This window comes from Hymenobacter crusticola, from assembly GCF_002154225.1.
Lineage (GTDB): Bacteria > Bacteroidota > Bacteroidia > Cytophagales > Hymenobacteraceae > Hymenobacter > Hymenobacter crusticola.
Genome location: NZ_MTSE01000007.1, coordinates 343,219 through 364,611 on the forward strand (window position 1 = coordinate 343,219; position 21,393 = coordinate 364,611).

Sequence of the window (21,393 nt, forward strand, 5' to 3'; positions counted from 1 at the left end):
TGTACAGGCCGCCACTATTTGATATTGGTGTCACTTACCGCAATGAGACTTAGGTGCTTACGGCTGTTGCGTAGCGCTTTCCTGAACCAGCGTGCCGCTTAGGCGCCGCAAAGCTAGCTCAGCCTGTTTGGCCTGAAAACGAATATCGAGCAGGCGCGTGGCCGCGGCAATTTGGCTGAGTTGGGCTTCGCGCAATACCAGCGGCGTGAGCAAACCCAACCGGTAACGCTCTAATGCAATAGCAACGTTCTGGCGAGCTAGGGTAATATTATCCTCTTCCAGTTGAAGCAGCTGTAACCGGTTTTGGTACTGCGCAAAGGCTTGCGCCGCTTCGGTACTCAGGTTGAGGTTCGTTTGTTCGAGCAGCAGCTGGCTTTGGGCTTCTACCACGCGGGCATTCTGCTCTAGGCGCCGATTGTTGAACCCATTAAAAACCGGCAAGCCAATGGTAAAGCCGTAGTTGGGGCCGTATATCCGGTTGGTATTTGTCGTGACGCTCGTGGTGATGGTGTTGTTGGTCCGGGTGATGACAATCGCATTGTTGTTGATGTTGCGATTGATGCCGTAGTTGCCGTTCAGGTCGAGCTGCGGAAAGCGGTTAGCCCGAATGAGGCGGCGGTCATAGTTGGCGACTTGCACGCCTACGCGCGCTTGCTGCAAGCGTGGGTTGCGGGCGGCAATATCCTGCAAGATGCTTTCTTGGTTGAGGGTGCGCTCCACGACAATAGAGTCGGCGGGGCTGAAGTCAGTTGTGGCAGTACGGCCTAGCAGGTTGTTGAGGTTGATCTTGGCCGTGGTCAATAGCTCCTGCTGTTGGATTAGCAAAGAGCGGTCGGCGTTGAAATCGACGCGAGCTGTCAGGACTTCCACTTTGGCGCTTACGCCTACGTCAACCTGCGCCTGGGTTAAGTCGATGCGCTGCTGCCCAATAAGCAAGGCTTCTTCCAACGATTTGATCTTGCCGGACTGGCGCACCACGTCGTAGTACGCATTGCTGATGTCCTCAACGGTTTCTTCGACCGTGGCGCGCGTGAGGTGCTGTTGGCTTTGCTCCAGCGCCCGCAATCGGTCGTAGGCAATGAACATCCCGAAGCCATCAAAGATCGTCCAGGTAACGCCAGCGTTGCCTACCAATGCGTTGGAGCGTCCGCCGCGCACTACGCTAGGGGCATTGTCGCCGGTTTGCTGACGCGAGTAGTTGAGGTTGTAGGTTCGCGTAAAGCTAGCATCCACAATCGGTAGCTGTCCCGCGTTGCCGCGGGTCACGTTGTTGCGGGCAATTTCCTGGTCCGTTTGCGACAGCCGGATGCTGTAGTTGTGCTCTAGGCCAAGTCGAATCGCATCTTGAAGCGTAAGCGGCGGGGCATCGGCTACGGTCTGGGGCTTGGCAAGCTGATTTTGTTGCTGCGCCTGCACGAAAGGCGTCAGTAAGAGCAAGAAAGAAAAAATACTAAGACGAAGCGTAAAAAGAGCCATTGGCAAAGTAAGTAGGGAGGGGCGTGGCGGATGCCTTGCTGCGGCTGTTCTATCCCTTGTGGAAGGCCAGTGCTATAAAGATGATGCTATAAAAAGGAAGTAGCGCACGACCTAGGGTAACTTACCCTAGGTCGTGGCAGAAGGCTAGGCGGGCACCGCTTCTCGCTTTTTCTCCGGTTCCGACTTAGGCTCCGGTTTGTGCTTTTTCGCCGTGGCGAAGTACGAGTACATTACCGGCACCACAAACAGCGTGAGGCCCGTTGCGAAGAACAGACCGCCCACTACCCCAATACCCATGGCGCGCCGACCTAGGGCACCCGCACCCGTCGCAACGGCAATAGGCAGAATACCGAGCACGGCGCAAAGGCTGGTCATGAGGATAGGGCGGAAGCGGGCCGTGGCGCCCTCAATGAGCCCCGTCATATAATCGGCGCCCTTTTCCACGCTTTGGTTCGCAAACTCCACGATCAAAATACCGTTTTTCGTTACGAGGCCCACGAGCATGATAATGCCAATCTGGGAAAACAAGTTGAGCGTTTGGTTGAAGTACCACAAGCTCAGAAGTGCGCCCGATAGTGCCAGCGGCACCGTGATCATAATGATGCCTGGGTCGCGGAAGCTCTCAAACTGCGCGGCCAGAATCAGGTAGATCAGCACCAGGGCCAGGCCGAAGGCAAACACCAGCGACGAGGAGCTTTCCTCGAAGTCGCGTGAGGTACCGGCCAGCGAGGTGGTAAAAGAATCGTCTAGGTTCTTATCCGCAATGGCGCGCATGGCGGCAATGCCATCGCCCAGGGTTTGACCCTTGGCCAGCGACGCCGAGAACGTAGCGGAGTTGTAGCGGTTGAAGCGGTAAAGCTGAGGGGGCGTGCTTTTTTCTTCCAGCCGAATAACGTTGTCGAGCTGCACGAGCTTGCCGGAGCTGCTTTTCACGTTCAGGGTGCGCACATCCAGCGGCTGATTCCGGTCTTGGCGCGCCACCTGTCCGATGATCTGATATTGCTTGCCGTTGCGGATAAAGTACCCGTAGCGCTGGCCACTCAAACCAGCCTGTAGCGTCTGCGAAATGTCTTGCACCGATACCCCTAGGCTCTGCGCTTTCTCACGGTCAATGATCACGCGGAGCTCCGGCTTGTTGAATTTCAAGTCGACATCCACGAAGCTAAACGTGTTGTTGCTGCGCGCGGCATCCAAGAACTTCGGAACAATCTCTGTTAGCTTCTCAAAATCCTGGGTTTGTACCACAAACTGCACCGGGAGCCCGCCCCCTCGACCGCCGCCCGAACCAATACTCTGTTCTTGCGATACCGAGACCCTAGCTCCGGTCAAGGGCTTCACGCTGGCAGTCAAGATGTCGGAGAATTGTTGCTGTGAGCGTTTACGCTGCTCAGGGTTCTTCAGATAGACGCGCACAATACCAGTGTTTACGCTACCGCCACCGCTGCCGCCACCCGCCGCCGTCACGGTCAGAATGTTATTGGCCGCGACGCCGGCACTATCCTGCACCACTTTGTAGAGCTGCATAATGAAGCTATCCATGTACTCGAAGGAAGCGCCTTCGGGAGCCGTGGCCGAAATGCTGATCCGGTTGCGGTCTTCAATAGGAGCTAGCTCGGAGGGCAACGCCCCCATGAAAAACCAGATACCTACGCCTGTCATGGCCACAATGATCCAAGCGAGGAACCGGTTACGCAGAAAGCCTTCCAGCGCGCTCCGGTAGCCGTTTGTGAGCCCCTCGAAGAAGGGCTCCGTTTTGCGGTAAAACCAATTATGCTTCTCCTGCTTTTTCAGCAGCTTCGAGCACATCATTGGGGTGAGCGTGAGCGACACGAAGGCTGAAATGAGCACCGAGCCCGCCAGCACAATCCCAAATTCGCGGAACAAGCGTCCGGTGATGCCCGACAGAAACACCACCGGCAGAAACACCGCCGCCAGCACCACCGTCGTAGAAACGACAGCCATCAGAATCTCCTCGGAGCCTTTCAAGGCTGCTTCCAGGGGCGACTCACCTTCCTCGATGCGACTGTAGATATTTTCTAATACCACAATGGCGTCGTCGACCACAAGGCTGATAGCCAGTACAATAGCTAGGAGCGTGAGCACATTGATGGTAAAGTTCATCACGTACATCACGAAGAAGATACCAATCAGAGAAACCGGAATGGCAACCACCGGAATCAGCGTCGAGCGCCAGTCGCGCAGGAACAAGAAAATGACGAGTACCACCAAAACGAAGGCTTCAATAATGGTGTCCTCAACTTCCGCGATGGATGCCCGGATGAAGATGGAGTTGTCAAATCCATTGATCAGCGTTAAATCTTTCGGCAAGTCGGTTTTGTACTGGTTAACGCGCTTGTTGAATTCGTCAGTAATGGCAATCTGGTTGGAGCCAGGCTGCGGAATAGCCATTACGCCTACCATCGGTACGCCATTGCGGCGCAGAATAGTTTGGTCGTTTTCCGGGTAAAGCTCGGCGTAGCCAATGTCGCTTAGGCGTACCTGTGAGCTAGGGTCGTTGCGCAGAATGAGGTTATTGAAGTCTGCGACCGTCGATAGGCGGCCCATGGTGCGGAGCGAAAGCTGGGTGGTTTGCCCTTGCACAGCCCCGCTCGGCAGCTCTACGTTTTGCTTGGCGAGGGCCGTTTGCACATCAACCGGCGAAATACCTAGGGCTGCCATTTTCACCGGGTCGAGCCACAAGCGCATCGAATACTTCCGCTCGCCCCACACCCGGATTTCGCTCACGCCTGGAATGGTTTGCAGCCGCTCCTTTAGTACGTTGTTGGCGTAGTCGGTCAGTTCCAGAAGCGTCCGCGACGAGCTGCTCAAGTAGCTCAGGATAATAGGCGAGGAGTCGGCGTTGGCTTTGCTCACGATGGGCGGATCCACGTCGCGCGGCAAGCGGCCCTGCGCGCCCGACACTTTGTCGCGCACGTCGTTGGCGGCCGCTTCCAGATCTACCCCTAGGTCAAACTCCACCGTGATGGTAGAGGCCCCATCGCGGCTGGTCGACGACAGGTTCCGGATACCGGCAATGCCGTTGATACCTTCTTCCAGCGGCTCCGTAATCTGCGATTGGATCACGTCGGCGGAGGCGCCGGTATAGCTGGTTTGTACCGTAATGATGGGCGGATCGACGCTAGGGTACTCCCGGATAGCGAGGTACCGAAAGCCGATAACACCAAATATCACAATGAGCATGCTCATCACGATAGCCAAAACCGGCCGGTTGATGCTAGTGGAAGATAAGCTCATGATTAGTTAGCTAAATGGGATGGATAAAGCGCTGTTCTGCGACTTCTAAACCTAGCAAGCGTGGCGCTACCCGGATGGCTAAGCCGCGCCTGCGCAACACGCAGGAGGCTAGGCGCCGCGCCGAGTTTACTGCGTTTGCACTTTCACTGGGCTGTCGGCTTTCACTTGCAAGATGCCGGTGCGCACGATAGTGTCGCCCACCGCTAGGCCATCAATAATTTGAATTACTTGCTCTGAGCGAATACCGATTTTTACCGGCTGCACTTTTGCTTTTCCGTTCTTCACCGTGAAGACAGTGTAGCCACTGGCGTTCGGAATAACAGCTTCCGTCGGGACCTGCAAGGCATCGGTAATCTGACCTAGCTCCAGGTTGACGCGCACGAAAGCGCCGGGCCGCAGTTCCCGGTTGGCGTTAGCATAAACCGCCCGAATGGCCAGCGTCCGCGAAGCGGGGTCGATCTGTGGATTAATGGCGTACACTTTCGCCCGGTACTCTTTGGTTGTGGCTTCGTCCGTGATGCGGATAGGGTCGCCTGCGCGCACCGATTGGGCGTAGCGGCCAGGGATGCTAAAGTCAACTTTTACCGGCTGGATGCGCGACAACGTCACGATGGAAGTGCCCGGCGAAACGTAAGCGCCCACGGACACCGAGCGCAACCCGAGCACGCCGTCGAACGGCGCGCGCACGTTTGCCTTGTCCAGCGTGACGCGTAAGGCTTGCAGATCAGCTTGGGCCGTTAGCAGCGCGTTATTGCTCTGCTCGTATTCCTGGCGGCTGATGTACTCTTTTTCTAGTAGTGTACGCTCGCGCTTTTCCTGGTCTTGATAGAGCTTGATGTTGTATTCCTGCTTACGCAACTGAGCCTGTACATCGGCGGCATTAATCGTAAACAGGAGTTGGCCCTTCCGAACGGGCTGCCCTTCCTTGAAGTTGAGGCTGGTAATTTTGCCGGCTATTTCGCTCTGAATTACCACCGACTCGTCCGCGATAACAGAACCTGTTGCCGCTACCACGTCGGCTAGGCGAGTAGGCTGCACCACGTACGCCGTGACGGGAATTTTGGCCCCCGCGCCACCCGCGCCGCCTCCTTTGCCGCCCGCGCCGGCGCCTTTACCACCGCCCTTGCCCCCCTCGGTAGGGGATGGGAAATAGCGGATCTTGACAAATACCAGCGCCGCAAGAAGCGCCAGGGAAATAACAATCCATAGTATCCGGCGTCCTGGACGCGGCTCCGCTACAACGGGCTCTTGTTCTTTTACTTGCATAAATGGGGAGGCTAATCCCGGACTAGTAGAACGTTTGTTTTCAAGGAGACGAAATGGTACAACGCGAGCACATTCCTTGGGGTTCAGCGTAGCAGATTTCGCCAAAATTTCCGGACCAACGCTTAAGCCGAGAAGTACGGCTGCACCGATCTAAGAAGTTAACGTAGCAGATGTCAGAGCGTTATCAGATAAGATAATCCGAAGGTGGTGAGTTTCAGCAGGAAACAACTGCCCTAGAGATTTACTATTTGCTAAGACACAAAAAAAGCCTGCAGGTTGCAGGCTTTTTCTTCGGAATCAACTGACCACTTACATGGCTTTCTGGTTGATGTAGCTTTTCGCAAGATCGTTGAGCTTCGTATCAGTATTCTGCTCTTCCTGAAGCGTCTGACGCAACAGCGATGTAGCCTCGTCGTAGCCAAGACGCTCGGCGTAGTGAGCAGCTGTGCCATAACCCGCTATTTCGTAGTGCTCAATGCGCTGAGTCGCAGCAATGAGGGCGGCGTCCTTCACTTCGTCGGAAGCATCTTCCGACAAGGTTTCCTGGCCTTCGGCTATCAGGCCTTGCATAGCCTTACACGTGTGCCCACCTAGGTCGATACCGCGCGACTGCGCAATTTGCTCCAAACGCGTCACCTGGTTTTCCGTTTCTTGCCGGTGCAGTTCGAGGCTCTGCATCAGGCGTTGGTCTTTTGCTTCGCTGGCCATGCTCGGCATTGCTTTTAGCAGCTGATTCTCGGCGCTGTATAAGTCTTTGAGTTGTTCTTGGAACAGATCGTCGAGGGTTTCTAGTTTGTCAGACATAGCAGTTTGGGTAGAAATGGGTGGAAAACAGCAATGTTCGGTAGAACAATACGTCCGCTCTTACGCCCTGCCATTCTAGTAGGTTTAAATAAAAAAAGGGCTTTTCCGCTAGCGCTGAGCTTGTTTTACTTGCTTGTTCAGCTATTTCTTCTGCTAATTTTGAGGTATGAAATCTCCCAAAGAACCTACTGAGGCACACCGCAATTTCTTTCAAGATGTGCATGATGTAGTGCGGCTCGTGCCACCGGGGCGCGTTACCACGTACGGCGCCATTGCGCACTACCTAGGGGCGCGACACGGGGCCCGAATGGTGGGGTGGGCGATGATGGCGGCGCATCCGTTGACCGGATCTACTGCCGTACCCGCGCACCGGGTTATCAACCGGCTGGGGTTGCTTACCGGGCGGCAGCACTTTGCCACTCCAACGGCCATGCAGGAAGCCCTGGAGGCTGAAGGCGTGCGTGTGGAGAACGATCAGGTGCAAGAATTCAAGCGTCTGTTCTGGGATCCAAGCACGGAGCTAGGGTAGGACTACTCCTTGGCCGGATTGAGTTCGGCAACGTGGACCGCGCCTTCTTCGGCTAGCACAAGGCGAAGCCTAGGTGCCGCCTGGGTTGCCGAAACTAAGCGGCAGTCGAGGTAGTTGCCTGCCAAAAAGTTAGGGTGAAAGCGGTAAGTTGTTTCTTGGGCAGTGCGGGCAGACAGCGCTAGCTCTTTCTTCTTGTCAGTCCAGGGGATTACCACGTACTCGTTACCGCGTAAAGTGCCTACTACTTGACCATCTACTAGAAGTGTAACTGGTTGATCTGGGGCAGCATCGGGCCGCCGGTAGATGACGATTGAAGTTGTATCGGTAGGTGCTGCCATTGGCGCTGTAGATGGAGCAAACTCGCTGACCTGGCCAGTGGCTAAGTTTAGGGAGTACTCCATAGGTAAGTTGGGCGCAGCGTGAACAAACATAAAGGCGCCGGAGCCCGTGGGTGCCATCTGTTGCTGATTGTTGCGCCAGTCAGGTGGAGCAAGACCTAAGAACGTAAAGTTATCGGCTCGCCGCCGCAGTGGGAAGTAGGCTCTATCGTGCCGAATGTAAAGCTGCTTGCCATCGCAAAAGCCCCATGCTTTATTGCTGATGGAAACCTGGCGACCTTCCGCGTTGCGAAAGTGTGGAATGGCCTGGTAAGAAGCAGCCTAACCATTGCCTTGCAGCGCGGCTTTCTCTACGTCGATGGTGCCGATTAAGCTTGGTGCATTGTTCCGGAATTCCTGAAATGTTGCGTAAACACCAGGGCGGAGCACCTCATCAGCCATAATGGGGTAGTTTGCCTGCGTACGATTGGTGCTGCCTAGCACCTCTTCCCACGTCATGGCCGGAGCAGTCGCAACTACTTGCTCCAGGTTGATGCTTGCTAGCTTTGCCAAGCTTTGGTTAAGAATCTTCACCAGGTTGTACTCGTGATAGGCGGTAGCATCGCCTAGACTCTTCGATGTTACTGCCTCAGCCGTATGGGCTACCAGATGGTAGCCATTACTCTGCTGGTATAAATAATCGACTACTAGTTCTGCGCTTGCGGTTTGGTGCGTTTGCTTTGCATGTTCCGCAACTTGGAGTTCCCGCACGCACATAAGAATAGGGTGCGCGTTTGGTTTACGTGGGCTAGCTGCTTGTACAAAGCTGGTGAGCTCTTGCTTGAAGTCGTGACGGAAATTCGCGAGGATGCGGTTCTCGTACATGCCGCCTTGTACCCAACCGATGTTGTTCTGATTGAGGCGTAAATCAACAACCTGCGCTATGTACAGGGCGTCCGAGACAACAGGATTGGCCTTATCTGCTCTGAGGTCGAGGGTATATTTACTGGACGATTGCGCCCAAGCAGGCAGTAGCGGTAAACTGAGGAGGAAAAGAAAAGGAATAAACTTTAAACGCATAATGGATGAAAGAAACCTTTACATAGTATAAAATATATAATTCAATAATTACTCCAAAGCCATAAAAAGGGCCGCTCACTATAGTGAACGGCCCTTTTCAATGAAAGCAGAAAGACAAAGCCTAGTTCAGCTCCGCTAGCAGCGGGTACTTGCGGCTGCGGCCAATGGCTTTTAGGATAGCGCTACGAACTTCATCTGGATTAGCGTTTTTGAGCAGATAGCCGTGGGCGCCCTCCTGCATCAAGTTTTCAATTAGCTCCGGCTCATCGTGCATAGAAATAATGATGATGCGCACGTGTGGGTATTGCACGCGCAGCAGGCGCGTAGTTTGCAAGCCATCTAGCACCGGCATTTGCAAATCCATTAACACCACGTCGGGTGTGCTACCCTGATCAAGCCGTTCTAACAATTCCTGCCCATCGCCCGCCTCAAAAATCACCTCTATGCCCGGAAAACCGCTAAGCAGCGCCCGAAGACCTTTACGAAATAAAATATGATCGTCTACTACGGCTAGGCGGATAAGCTGATTGGACATAATAACAGGTTAGAGGATAACGAAGGCAGGTGATTGCTCGGCGGTAAGTTACGGAAGCGGTAGCGAAATCCAAACCTGACTACCAGATCCTACAGCAGATTCCTGCCGAAAAGTACCTTGTAGCAACGCTACCCGGCTGCGTAAGTTCGTAAGACCTAGGCCAGTACGTGTGGCGGAAGAAGGCTGACTTTCTACCGCCGCCAAATCGAAGCCGATACCGTTATCGGTATAATGCAATTCCAATTGGGAAGGACCAAAGTCAACGATGATGGTAATGGTCGAGGCGCGGGCATGGCGCAAGCCATTGCCAAGCAGCTCTTGCACCACCCGGTACGCAATCAGTTCATAGCTGGGCTCGAGGCGGCGTGGTGCGCCGCGCTGTTCCAGCACGAGCTGCGTAGGACCTTCGGCCGGCACGGTGCGGGCCAGCGCGTCGAGGGCGAAAGGAAGCCCAAACTTCTGCAAGGCCACCGGCAGCAGGTTGCGTGAGATACGGCGCACCTCGCTGATGGCTTGATCGAGCAAGGAAGCCGCTTCCTGCGTAAGGTCGGGTTGTTGGAGCGCGTTCAAGTGCAGCTTCACGATAGCTAGGGTCGTGCCTACGCCGTCGTGGAGGTCGGCGGCAATGCGGCGGCGTTCGTCTTCCTGGGCCAGCAGGGCTGCCTCAAGCGCCTGCTGCTGGGCTTCGCGCTGTCCTTTCTGCTGGAGCAGCTGCATTTCTTCGCGCTGCGACATGAGGCGCCGTTGGTAGCGAATCACGAAGCCCACGATACCCAGCGCGAGCAGCAGCAGAATAGGCGTGACCAGAAGCAGCGGAACAAGCGCCTCGTTCATGAATTACAGACCAAAAGGCAACTCTCTGTTGCGAGCGAAACTGACCGGGGCAAGGCGCTGCGTGCTTATACAGTGACCTGCGTGGTGTCCGGTTGAGCGGATAGGCGAGCGGGCCGCTCTGGGCGGCGCCTAGCGGCAAAGCGTAGCCAGCATGGCAACGCGTCAAGAGGGTTTACGGCTAGCTTAAAGAGAGAGAAAGCATAAGCAAGTAGGCCTACATAAAGAGCGTTTATGTAAGGAAACACGATCATAACATCATTAAACAAACTTTTCTCTAATAAATTTTTCTCTAATGAGAAATAAGAGAGTGTATGAATAGTTGTGGTAATAGTGGAATCAATTAAAATGGCAACGTTAAAAATAAAATAAGGATTTTTAAATAAACTTTTTGCGTCGCTCTCTAGTAGATTAAATAGATTAAGAAGAGCTAGGGCGACGAACACAGTACCCGAGTATGTATTAGCTAGGGTATTAATATGCGCCATCAAACCACCTGCGATTGTGGCGTCCAGGAGCGCTAGCGGAATAAATAAAAACTGTGCCGTGCGAATGGCAATTCGTGTGGGGCGTGAAGAAGTAAGTCTGTAATATGCTTGGCCCAGGAAATATACTTCTGCAGCGGTGAAAAAATGATAAGTAAATAGATTATTGTGAAAAGCAATAGTTGCCCCACGACGGATGGCAGCCCCAATAAATATAACGATCAGAAAATTATAGACGGAGCGAAACGCTGACGGTAAATTGCTCTCACGCACGGAGGCAACTGCCAACGGAATAATGAAGTACAGCTCAGCTACACGATCAAGCACCCTCTCTATATCCATACTTTTTTTGCGTAGAGCGGATCTGAAATTTGATTTTGGGCTATGCGTCGGCAAGCAAACACGATATGTAGGAAGCTGCGACAAGTGAGCGTTAAACAGACGTGGGTCCTGCTAACAAGTCATTGGAAAAAGACCTAGGTAAGGTTGGTGGGCGGCCTTCCTGTTAGTCGGCCATGAGTCCGGTGCCTGAGGTGCCACAATCAGGGGGGCAGCCTTTTCCGTAGTTTCCGACCATGATCTGGTCCGCATTGGCGGTGCCGTCGTTCGCGGTGGCGTACAGAATGTCGTTGCCATCGGGGTCGACGCCGACGAGGATTGTATGCTGCTTCTGGTTGCTATCGGTGCCGCGGTAAATGCGTAAGCCTACGCACGGCGAGCTAGCTGGCCGTGCTTGATTCAAAATAGATTCAACAAACTCTTTGCTGAAGTAAGTTGAATAAAGAGGATTTTGAGCTAGGTTGTTTTCGTCGAACTCCGGGTGCTCGTTGCGGTAACGCTTCGCCCACGCTTTCGGCTCGGTAATAGTAGAAAAGAATTGGCCCGCGGCGGAGTCGAAAAGAGTATAATCAGACATTACGAAAGAAGGCAGAAGTAAAAAAAAGACTGAAGAGATGCTAAAAAAAGCAAAATTCGCTTACGGATAAAGCAATTGTAGAATTACCGCTGGCTTACTTCAGTCGCAGGTTCTCGCAAAAAAGCGAACGATAATAAAACGTTAAAAGCAATATTCAACAGAAATACGCTGTCGAAAGCTAGGGTAAGAATCGACAACGATTCGTTGAAATTATTGATCAGCACAAACAGCATTCCCGTGCCCGCCGAATAAATTACTAGACCGACACTAGCTAAAAACAAAGGGTCTTGCTCTAGGCGAGATACGCGCAACTCGCGCAGCATTTGCTCAAAATAGAGCATTGCGAAGCCAATAAGCAGCAAACTCTGAACAGCACGCCCGTACGAATTATAACGCGTTAAGCCTTCTAGGTAAAACGCATCGAGCGCCGCAAAGCCTATAAACCCTAGCGTAAGCCAATACACCAATTGCCGGTGCCAAGGGCGGCGCAAGGCAAGGTAGTACATCCGGCCAAACAGCAGCGTTTTCAGCAGCGTGTAAAGGTGCTGAACCGGGTTGTTGAGGTGCAGAACGTGGCGCCCGATCTGTAAGGCCAGCGAGGTAAACAAGGAAAGGTACACGTACCCCGACAGCACCCGGACGGCCGGCGTGAAGAAGACACGGCGACGCCACGCAATTGCCAGGGGCACAAGCACGCTTAGCTGCGATACCCATTCCAGCACGTCAGAAGCCGTTAGGAGCCAAGCAGGAATTTGCAGCATCAAGAAGAGCTCAGCCGAGCTTAACTGTTCAGAATATTATTGTCGCTGCTGTACGGTGGGCTGGGCTTGCCGTCGTTGCCTACTACGTAACTAGCCGTGAAAATAGGGTTGCGGGCACTCGCGGCAAACTCGTCAGCGGCCGGTACATCTTCCTGCCCGTCGGCGGCCGTAGGACCGTTGAGCATGTCGTTGCGGTTCTTATCGACGCCCACTAGCACCAAGTGACGGTTACTGTCCTCATCGAGCGCATAATACATGCGAATACCAATGCAGCCTTTCTGCTGAAGAATATTCTCCAGCATCTGGTGGCCAAAGAAATGGCCTTGAATCTCGCCAGGGTTAGCCTCGCGGTAATTGCGGGTCCATTGCCCGGCTAGCTTGTGGTCAATGGACTCTCCTTCGGTACCGGTGAATGACATGGGGTTGAGCAGGTTAGGTGAGAAAAATAAAGTATATCGTCTCTAAGATGCCCAAATATAGGAGGTTATCTATCGGAGGTCAATGCAGGAGTATGCACACGACCTAGGCCAAGGCAGACGCTAGCGGTCAGCGGGATCATTCGGCTCCGCGTCGTCCTCCTCGTCAAGCGTGTCAAACACCTGGTCGATGGCTGCTTCGGCGTTACGCAGCTTCTGTTTGCACAGGCGAATTAACTCGGCCGAGCGCTGCACCCGAGCCGTGAGGTCGTCGACGTCTACCGTATCGTTTTCAAGGGCACGCAGAATGGTCTCCAGTTCTTCGATGGTCTGGCGGTAAGTTTGATCGTTGGTCATGATTGAGAAAATAGATCGGGCGCAGCCGGACGGCCGTCCGTCGACGACAAACGGGCGATGATGCGCGCTAGCACTACCGAGTCATTGGTCAGCTGAAAGCGCACATGCGTGCCCGCGCGGAGCCGATCGGGGGTAAGCGGTTGGTTGTTATTATCCAGCAATTGAAAGCTAGTGTCCGGCGCGGCAACCTCTTGGGTAGGCACGCGATACGCCGTAGCACTGGCTAAGCGCAGTTCTGCCAAGTGCACCTGGCGTGTAGTAGCGAGCTGCAACTCGTAGCGGTAGCGGAGCAGCTGCTCGCGGCGCCGCCGGTGCAGGTGCCGGAACCGCCGCGCCAACAGCTTGCCTAACGTGCGCAGCTGCCCTTGTTGCTGCCGGAGCGCTTGTCGTGCGGCCCGGTGCAGGGCGCGGCGCTGAGCGGCTAGGTGCTGTTGCTGTCGGCGCAGGTGGATATGGGGCACTTCCCGCGCTTGGCGGAGCTGCTGCTGCAACGCGGTGCGGTGCAAACCTAGCTTCCCCTGAGCCGTTTCGCGGGTACGTAGCGTAAGGCGGCGAAGTTGAACAGCCGCATCTTGAAGTTGTTCGGCGGCTAGCTCCCGAATGCGAAGGGCATAGCCTTCAAACGCCGCATCGAGGCGCGCAAGCCGGTCGGTAAGGAAAGCGGCGACGGCCGTTGGGGTTTTCAGCGAAAGGTGCGCCGTTAAATCCGTCACGGCTTCGTCGCGCTCGTGGCCGATGCCCGTAAGGACAGGTATCGGAAAAGAACCAACGGCGGCAGCTAGGCCGTAATCATCGAAAGCAAGCAGATCCGTTTTGGCGCCGCCACCGCGAATGATCACAACTACATCGAAGGTGCGGCGCTGCGGCCGAATCATATCCAAGGCCGCTCTAATACTGGCGGGCGCCTCATCGCCCTGCATCGAGGCCGGGAAAAGGGCCACGCTGAAGTCGTAAGCAGACTCGCTGAGCTGCTGCATAAAATCCTGAAAGCCTGCCGCGGTCGGCGACGAAATTACGGCAAGGCGCTGCGGCCCAATAGCCAGCGGGAGGCGCCTTTGGCGTTCGAGCAAGTCTTTGGCTTCGAGCTTCCGGATGGTTTCGAGCCGCTGCCGAGCTAGGTCGCCCACGGTGTAGGTCGGGTCGATGGCCACGACGTCGAGGCTCAGGCCATACTGCTCGTGAAACTTCACTTGCACGCGCAGCATCACTTTTATGCCAATGCGCAGCTCTTGGCCAGTTTGCTCCAAAAACGCGGGGGCGAGCTGCTGGTAGCGTTGGCTCCAAATGGTGGCCCGCGCCTGCGCCTTAAGTTGTGCGCCACGGCCCGTGGTGTGCTGATCGGTGAGGACCAGGTAGCAGTGGGCACCATCGAAGCGGGGGAGGGTAAGGTCGGCAATTTCGGCTACCACCCAGTACGACTCGGCAAAGCGGTCGGTGAGGGTTTGACGCACGCGGGCCATTAGCTCCGCCAAAGGCAAGGCTACAGGCGGCAACGAAGCAGGCAAACCAATTTCGGGGCGACGGTTGAACAGCGGCGGCATAAGGGGGCAAGGTACGGAATTCGGACGGCGAAAAGTGCGAAACGGCGTGCAACGGCAAACCTAGGTACGGGTCTTTAGCCTCCACTCAGATAACCAACAAAGGGCCTTTTTGGCAAGTGAAATTCACTTAAATTTGAGATTCTAGTTTCTCAACCTCATCTAAAAACGCGCATTCTCAATCCAGTCCCACATGACCCAACGGAGTAACGTAACGATTACGGCACTAACGGCCGCCGTACTAAGCTTGGCGGCCGGCACGGCAATGGCACAAAAAACTGCCTCCAAACCGGCTGCCAAAACCACTGCCACCGCCGGCAAGAACTCGACGGGCCAAACGGGTGTCGGTATCAACCTAGCGAACATCGACAAGTCGGTGGCGCCGTGCGACGATTTTTTCCAATTTGCTAACGGCAACTGGATCAAAAATAACCCCATCCCCGCGTCCGAAACGAGTTGGGGCTCTTTTAACGAGCTACGAAACCGCAACCGCGTTGTGGCCCGGCGCATTCTGGAAAAGGCCGCCGCTGACCGTAGTGCTAAGCCCGGCTCCAACCTGCAAAAGGTGGGCGACTTCTATGCAGCTGCCATGGACAGTGTGGCTGTGGAGAAAGCCGGTTTGAAGTATTTGCAGCCCCATCTGGCCCAAATAAACGCTATCCAGGATGTGGCCGGTGTGCAGCGCTACCTCGCCGACCCCAAAAATATTGGGAAGGGCTGGTACGGCCTAGGCGTGGGCCAGGACAGCAAGAACAGCAGCGTGTACGCAGTGCAGATGAGCCAGGGAGGCCTCACATTGCCCGACCGTGACTATTACCTGAAGGAGGATGCGCGTTCCAAAACGATCCGGGCTGCCTACCGCACTTATCAGGTCAATGTGTTTAAGCTGCTAGGCGATGACCAGGCCACGGCTGAGAAAAATGCCGATGCCGTGACGCGCCTCGAAACCCGTATGGCGAAAGCCAGCCGCGACCGAGTAGCCTTGCGCGACCGGGAAAGCAACTACAATAAGATGACCGTGGAGCAGGTAGCGGCTAATTACCCGAACCTGAACATTCCCCTGCGTCTGAAGGAAAGTGGCCTGAGCGGTGCCAAGGAAATCATTGTGGGCCAGCCCGATTACCTGAAAGAAGCCAGTGCCATGCTGAAGGAGGAACCCATTGCCGACCAGAAGCAGTACCTACGTTGGCACTTGGTGGAATCCGTTTCGTCGGCGTTGCCAAAAGCTTATGTAGACGAAGCCTTCAATTTTAGTAAGGTGCTGAGCGGCGCCAAGCAGCCGTTGCCCCGGTGGCGCCAGGCCTTCGCGGCAACAGATGGTTCGTTAGGCGAGGCCTTTGGCCAACTTTACGTCGACGAAGACTTTAGCCCGGCGGCCAAAGCCCGTGCCAAGCAGTTGGTTGAGAACTTGCGCGTAGCCTACGCCGAACGCATTCAGGCTACTGAGTGGATGAGCGCCGCCACCAAGGCCGAAGCGCTGAAGAAGCTTAATGCTTTTGTGGTCAAGATTGGCTACCCCGACAAGTGGAAGGACTACTCGGCTCTGAAAGTTTCCCGCGAAAGCTACCTTAATAACTTGTTTGCCGCCGCCGAGTGGCGCACCCAAGATAATCTAAGCAAGTTTGGTAAGCCCGTCGACCGCTCCGTGTGGGGCATGACGCCGCCCACTGTGAATGCTTACTACAGCCCATCATTGAACGAAATCGTTTTCCCGGCCGGCATTCTGCAGCCCCCGTTCTATGATCCCAAAGCCGATGATGCGGTGAACTACGGCGGCATTGGTGCTGTCATTGGTCACGAAATGACCCACGGCTTCGATGATCAGGGCCGCAAGGTAGATGCGCAAGGCAACCTGCGCGACTGGTGGACGAAGGAAGACGGCGAGAAATTTATGACCAAAGCCGATGTGGTGGGCAAGCAATTCGATGCTTTCTCTCCCCTGGATTCGGCCCACGTAAACGGTAAGCTGACCATGGGCGAAAACCTAGCTGACCTTGGTGGCCTCACTATCGCCTACGCCGCGTTCATGAAGACGCCCCAAGCCAAAGCTGGTAAGTCGATTGATGGGTTTACGCCCGAGCAGCGCTTCTTCTTGAATTTTGCTCAAATCTGGCGCGTCAATCAGCGCCCGGAGGCCATGCGCCAACAAATGCAGACCGACCCGCACTCACCTGGCCAGTACCGCACCATCGGTCCGCTGCAGAACATGCCTGAGTTCCACAAGGCTTTCGGCTGCAAGGAGGGCGACAAAATGGTGCGCTCCGGCGACATGCGCGCCAAAATTTGGTAGCCGGAAAGCCTAGCTTTTAGCGTCAAAAGAGCGGCTCAGCTTCCTGGGCCGCTCTTTTTGTGTTATCTTCTCCCCATATTATCCGTTTTCCTTTCTTTTCATCTGTGAAAAACCGAAATCACCTGACTCTCGCTGCCGTTGCGGCAGGGTTGGCGCTGGCTAGTTGCGCCGGCAACTCTTCCAACGCGCCGGCCGCTGCTACTGCCACTGCGCCAGCCGCTACTACAAACCCCACCGCTAGCACCACCGCCACCGCTGACGTAAAAGGCGTGGGACTGGCCATCGAGAACATCGACAAGTCGGTGTCGCCGTGCGACAACTTCTTTCAGTATGCTTCTGGCAATTGGCTGAAAAACAATCCCATTCCGGCTTCTGAGTCGCGCTGGGGCAGCTTCAATGAGCTAGGTAACAAGAACGCGCTAGTGCAGCGCCAGATTCTGGACGAGGCTGCCGCTAACCGCAACGCTCCTAAGGGCAGCAACGCCCAGAAGGTAGGCGACTTCTACGCCTCCGCCATGGACTCCGCGGCTATCGAGCAAGCGGGCCTAACGTATTTGAAACCCGAATTGGACCGCATCGCCGCCATCAAGGATTTGAAAGGCTTGCAACAGGTTATTGGCCGCCACCACCGCATGGGCGTTGGTAGCCTGTTCAATACGGGAGTTGGCCAAGACGAGAAGATCAGCACGCAATACGCGGTGCAGATTTATCAGGGCGGCCTCGGGATGCCTGACCGCGACTACTACCTGAAGGATGATGCGCGCTCGAAGGCTGTGCGCGCAGCCTACGTGACGTACATGGTCAACACCTTTAAGCTGATGGGGGAGAGTGAAGCGGCCGCGACCAAAGACGCCTCGACCATCATGCGCATCGAAACGCGGTTAGCGAAGGCTTCTAAGAGCCGCGTCGATCTGCGCGACCCGTACGCCAACTACAATAAGATGACCATGGCGCAGCTGCAAAAGCAGTATCCGAACCTAGGTCTTCAAACGATGCTGGCTGAAGAAAAGCTAGGTGATGCCAAAGAAGTTATCGTAGGGCAGCCGGCTTTCTTGCAGGATGCGAACAACGTGCTGAAGTGGGATCCGCTCAACGATTGGAAAACCTACCTGCGGTGGCGCATGGTGAGTTCGGTAGCTAGTGCACTGCCCAAAGCCTACGTGGATGAAACCTTCCGCTACAACCAAGCTCTATCGGGTGCTAAGCAGCAGCAGCCCCGGTGGAAGCGCATGATCCGCTCAACAGATGGCGCGCTGGGAGAAGCTTTTGGACAAGTGTACGTGGATAAAGCCTTCCCGCCCGAAGCCAAACAGAAAGCGTTGACGCTAGTCAACAACCTAAAGGCAGCTTTTGCCGAGCACATTGAGCAGAACACGTGGATGAGTGCCGCCACCAAGGCCGAGGCGCTGAAGAAGCTCAACGCTTTTGTGGTCAAGATCGGCTACCCCGATAAGTGGAAAGACTACTCAACGCTGACCATTTCGCGCGATTCGTACCTGAAGAACGTATTAGCCGCACGCATTTGGGCTTCTGATGATAATGCCAGCAAGCTAGGTAAGCCCATTGACCGCAACGAATGGGGCATGACCCCGCCCACGGTGAATGCCTATTATAACCCGCCGATGAACGAGATTGTGTTCCCGGCCGGCATTCTACAACCGCCGTTCTATGATCCGAACGCGGACGACGCTGTGAACTATGGTGGCATCGGTGCCGTAATCGGCCACGAAATGACCCACGGCTTCGACGACCAGGGCCGGCAGTATGACTCCAACGGCAACCTGCGCGACTGGTGGACCAAGGAGGATGCGGATAAGTTCAACCAGCGGGCGGCCATCGTGGGCAGCCAGTTCGACGCATTTACCCCGCTGGACTCGGTGCACGTGAACGGCAAGCTGACCATGGGTGAGAACCTCGCCGACCTAGGGGGCTTGAACATCGCCTACACGGCCATGCAAAAAGCTATGGCCAGTAAGCCCAAGACCAAGATTGATGGCTACACGCCCGAGCAGCGCTTCTTCCTAGCGTGGGCTCAGATTTGGCATGCGCACGCCCGGCCTGAGTACGTGCGTCAGCAGGTACTAACGGACCCGCACTCACCCGAGGAATTCCGCACCGTTGGACCGCTGCAAAATATGCCGCAGTTCTACGAAGCATTCGGCTGCAAGGAAGACGCCAAGATGGTGCGTGCCACTGAGAAGCGGGCGAAAATCTGGTAGACCGGAACCTAGCTTTTGAACGACAGAAAAGGCGGACTGCAACGGCAGGCCGCCTTTTTTAGTGCTCTAGGTGTCGGGCCAGGTACCGAGGAACAGACCCACCTAATGAACCTAGCTTGCAAGGCGCGAGGTGGCCGAGAACTGAAAATGTTTTCGAAATGAAGTACTCTTCAGTTGAATACGTATAAGGCTGGATAAACCGTCGTGCATTGTCGCTCTCTTTTTGCCTTAACTATGAAGCGTTATTTGTCTAAAAACCTAGGTGGGTATTTTGGGTTGTTATTGATAATCGGGCTGTTAGCCTCCTGTCAGCAGCATACCACCGATCCGCAGCAGTACCTCGGCGACCCGAAAGTGGGCGATGTCTACGTCATCCAGTTTCACCCAACCGGCGACACGGCCCGGCGCTACTATTTCTATAAGCTCTACCGCGTAACCAACGACAGCGCATTGTTTCACCCGGCCCGAAAAGAGGAGACTCGGCCCGGCGCCGATGTAAGCGGCGCCGATTTTTTCGCTGCCACGCAGACCCTAGGGTATACCCGCCAGGAACTGCCCAGCTTGCTGAAAGAAGAGCCCGGCGATGCGCTCAAAACGAAGCTAGTTGGTATCCGCCGGGAATAATAACCGGCTGCGCACCTTCTATTGCCACACCTACTTCTCATCCCGAAACCCATCCCTATGATGCGAAAATTGCTTGCTATAGTTCTGGTATTGGTCAGCCTAGGTACGCAGGCCCAGCGCGAGTCGCCACGGCAGCTGTACCCGGAGCTGTTCGAGGCCATCCAGCTCGGCCTCATCTTCTCCGACGGGAAAACCTTTGTGGATGCCGTACCGAAAGTCGCGCCATCGGTCATTCGCGAGGCTTACCAGCAGCAAAAGAGCCAGCAGGGGTTTGACTTGCGACGCTTCACCCTCACGTATTTTGAGCTGCCCGGCGAAGTGACAAAGCTTTACCAGGGCGAAATAACCAAGCAGTACCAGAGCAATATCGACGCCGGTATTCGCCACCACATCGATACGCTCTGGACGGTGCTGGAGCGCCGCGCCGATCCGGCCGTCACTCAGGGGACGTCGCTCATTCCGTTACCGCAGTCGTACATCGTGCCAGGCGGGCGTTTTCGGGAAGTCTACTATTGGGATTCATATTTTACCATGCTCGGTTTGCAGGAAAGCCACCGCTACACCGTGATGCGGCACATTCTCAACAACTTCTCCCACCTGATCCGCGAAGTAGGGTTCATTCCCAACGGCAACCGCACCTATTACCTGACTCGCTCGCAGCCGCCGTTCTTCGCCAACATGGTGGAACTACTAGCGCAAACCGAGGGCGACACCGTGCTCGTGCGCTACCAAGAACCTATGCTGAAAGAGTATGCCTACTGGATGGCTGGCGCCGATACCATCAAGCCTGGCCGGGCGTACGGACCTGCTGTGCGCCTTCCCAACGGCACGCTGCTAAACCGCTACTGGGATGCCAGTGACCAACCCCGAGAGGAATCCTACGCCCAGGATGTGGCATCGGGCAAAACCAGTTCGCAGCCCTTAAATCAATTTTACCGCAACATCCGCGCGGCGGCCGCGTCGGGTTGGGATTTTAGCAGCCGCTGGTTTGGGCCAGCTGGCAACCTAGGTTCCATTCAGACTACCAGCCTGTTGCCGGTCGATCTGAACTGTTTGCTCTGGCACCTGGAAACTACGCTAGCGCGGTCTTACCAAATTCAAGGGAACCGGAGCCAGGCAGCGGCTTTCACAGCTAAAGCAGCACAGCGAAAAAAGGCGATTCTAACCTACTTCTGGGACAAAGACCTAGGGTGGTTTGTCGACTACAACTGGGTAGCTAAGCGCCGCGCTACGGTGCGCACCCTCGCCGCGGCTTTCCCCCTGACGTTTGGGCTGGCGACGCAGCGCCAAGCCAAGCAAGTAGCTGCCGGGTTGCAGAAAGACTTTCTAAAGCCGGGGGGCCTCGTGACAACGCTCAACAAAAGTGGCGAGCAGTGGGACGCCCCCAACGCGTGGGCCCCGCTAGAGTGGATGGCCATCAGCGGCTTGGAGCGTTACCAGCAACACGCCTTAGCCCGCACCATTGCTGAGCGCTGGGCAACGCTGAACATCAACGTGTTCAAGCAAACGGGCAAGCTTCTGGAGAAATACAACGTGGTGGATACAAATATCAAAGCCGGTGGTGGGGAGTACCCGCTACAAGACGGCTTCGGCTGGACCAATGGCGTGCTACTGAAGATTATCAATCAGTACAAGATGGAAGTCAAAAAATAGCTAGCAGCTAAGCTCCCCTCCTTTTTTCAAGGAGGGGTTGG

19 protein-coding genes are annotated in these 21,393 nt (G+C 55.2%); 5 read left to right on the forward strand and 14 right to left on the reverse strand.

Annotated features, from left to right (window positions below):
* Positions 1–57: 57 nt before the first annotated feature.
* The 4 genes from BXP70_RS15695 to BXP70_RS15710 form a co-directional block, all read right to left on the reverse strand.
* Positions 58–1,476, reverse strand: coding sequence for a TolC family protein (locus BXP70_RS15695; RefSeq protein ID WP_086595038.1), 1,419 nt, complete (start codon positions 1,474–1,476; stop codon positions 58–60).
* A gap of 144 nt (positions 1,477–1,620) precedes the next feature.
* Entirely contained in the window at positions 1,621–4,731 is a 3,111-nt protein-coding gene (locus BXP70_RS15700) for an efflux RND transporter permease subunit (RefSeq protein WP_086595039.1), read from the reverse strand.
* Between the two features lie 126 nt (positions 4,732–4,857).
* Positions 4,858–5,997: an efflux RND transporter periplasmic adaptor subunit gene (locus BXP70_RS15705; protein WP_086595040.1), complete on the reverse strand. Its 1,140-nt coding sequence runs from the start codon at positions 5,995–5,997 to the stop codon at positions 4,858–4,860.
* A gap of 309 nt (positions 5,998–6,306) precedes the next feature.
* Entirely contained in the window at positions 6,307–6,801 is a 495-nt protein-coding gene (locus tag BXP70_RS15710) for a YciE/YciF ferroxidase family protein (protein ID WP_086595041.1), read from the reverse strand.
* 166 nt (positions 6,802–6,967) lie between these two features.
* Between BXP70_RS15710 and BXP70_RS15715 the strand changes: the two genes are divergently transcribed.
* Entirely contained in the window at positions 6,968–7,330 is a 363-nt protein-coding gene (locus BXP70_RS15715) for an MGMT family protein (protein WP_086595042.1), read from the forward strand.
* Positions 7,331–7,332: 2 nt separating this feature from the next.
* On the opposite strand, the gene BXP70_RS15720 is transcribed toward BXP70_RS15715, so the two are convergent.
* The 10 genes from BXP70_RS15720 to xseA form a co-directional block, all read right to left on the reverse strand.
* Positions 7,333–7,731: a hypothetical protein gene (locus BXP70_RS15720; protein ID WP_143436525.1), complete on the reverse strand. Its 399-nt coding sequence runs from the start codon at positions 7,729–7,731 to the stop codon at positions 7,333–7,335.
* Positions 7,732–7,989: 258 nt separating this feature from the next.
* Complete coding sequence (locus BXP70_RS15725) at positions 7,990–8,727, reverse strand: hypothetical protein (RefSeq protein WP_086595044.1); 738 nt, start codon at positions 8,725–8,727, stop codon at positions 7,990–7,992.
* A 121-nt stretch (positions 8,728–8,848) separates the two neighbouring features.
* Complete coding sequence (locus tag BXP70_RS15730) at positions 8,849–9,262, reverse strand: response regulator (RefSeq protein WP_086595045.1); 414 nt, start codon at positions 9,260–9,262, stop codon at positions 8,849–8,851.
* Positions 9,263–9,310: 48 nt separating this feature from the next.
* The gene (locus tag BXP70_RS15735) at positions 9,311–10,096 is read right to left on the reverse strand and encodes a sensor histidine kinase (protein ID WP_086595046.1); all 786 of its coding nucleotides are present in this window, start codon (positions 10,094–10,096) and stop codon (positions 9,311–9,313) included.
* A 65-nt stretch (positions 10,097–10,161) separates the two neighbouring features.
* Positions 10,162–10,920: a hypothetical protein gene (locus BXP70_RS15740; RefSeq protein WP_086595047.1), complete on the reverse strand. Its 759-nt coding sequence runs from the start codon at positions 10,918–10,920 to the stop codon at positions 10,162–10,164.
* Between the two features lie 163 nt (positions 10,921–11,083).
* Positions 11,084–11,494 carry a hypothetical protein gene (locus tag BXP70_RS15745; RefSeq protein WP_086595048.1) on the reverse strand — a complete coding sequence of 137 codons (411 nt, stop codon included), beginning with the start codon at positions 11,492–11,494 and terminating at the stop codon, positions 11,084–11,086.
* A gap of 83 nt (positions 11,495–11,577) precedes the next feature.
* Positions 11,578–12,255, reverse strand: coding sequence for a hypothetical protein (locus BXP70_RS15750; protein ID WP_086595049.1), 678 nt, complete (start codon positions 12,253–12,255; stop codon positions 11,578–11,580).
* Positions 12,256–12,275: 20 nt separating this feature from the next.
* Positions 12,276–12,674 (reverse strand): hypothetical protein, encoded by a 399-nt coding sequence (locus BXP70_RS15755; RefSeq protein WP_086595050.1) that lies wholly within the window; start codon positions 12,672–12,674, stop codon positions 12,276–12,278.
* A 120-nt stretch (positions 12,675–12,794) separates the two neighbouring features.
* Positions 12,795–13,028 (reverse strand): exodeoxyribonuclease VII small subunit, encoded by a 234-nt coding sequence (gene xseB / locus BXP70_RS15760; RefSeq protein WP_086595051.1) that lies wholly within the window; start codon positions 13,026–13,028, stop codon positions 12,795–12,797.
* Complete coding sequence (xseA, locus tag BXP70_RS15765; RefSeq protein ID WP_086595052.1) at positions 13,025–14,569, reverse strand: exodeoxyribonuclease VII large subunit; 1,545 nt, start codon at positions 14,567–14,569, stop codon at positions 13,025–13,027. The genes xseB and xseA overlap by 4 nt, the downstream gene beginning before the upstream one ends.
* A 190-nt stretch (positions 14,570–14,759) precedes the next feature.
* Between xseA and BXP70_RS15770 the strand changes: the two genes are divergently transcribed.
* The 4 genes from BXP70_RS15770 (at position 14,760) to treF (ending at position 21,352) form a co-directional block, all read left to right on the forward strand.
* Positions 14,760–16,856 carry a M13 family metallopeptidase gene (locus BXP70_RS15770; RefSeq protein ID WP_086595053.1) on the forward strand — a complete coding sequence of 699 codons (2,097 nt, stop codon included), beginning with the start codon at positions 14,760–14,762 and terminating at the stop codon, positions 16,854–16,856.
* A 104-nt stretch (positions 16,857–16,960) separates the two neighbouring features.
* Positions 16,961–19,075, forward strand: coding sequence for a M13 family metallopeptidase (locus BXP70_RS15775; RefSeq protein ID WP_245849648.1), 2,115 nt, complete (start codon positions 16,961–16,963; stop codon positions 19,073–19,075).
* Between the two features lie 234 nt (positions 19,076–19,309).
* Positions 19,310–19,699: a hypothetical protein gene (locus BXP70_RS15780; RefSeq protein WP_086595054.1), complete on the forward strand. Its 390-nt coding sequence runs from the start codon at positions 19,310–19,312 to the stop codon at positions 19,697–19,699.
* A gap of 57 nt (positions 19,700–19,756) precedes the next feature.
* Complete coding sequence (gene treF / locus BXP70_RS15785) at positions 19,757–21,352, forward strand: alpha,alpha-trehalase TreF (RefSeq protein ID WP_086595055.1); 1,596 nt, start codon at positions 19,757–19,759, stop codon at positions 21,350–21,352.
* Positions 21,353–21,393 lie beyond the last annotated feature (41 nt).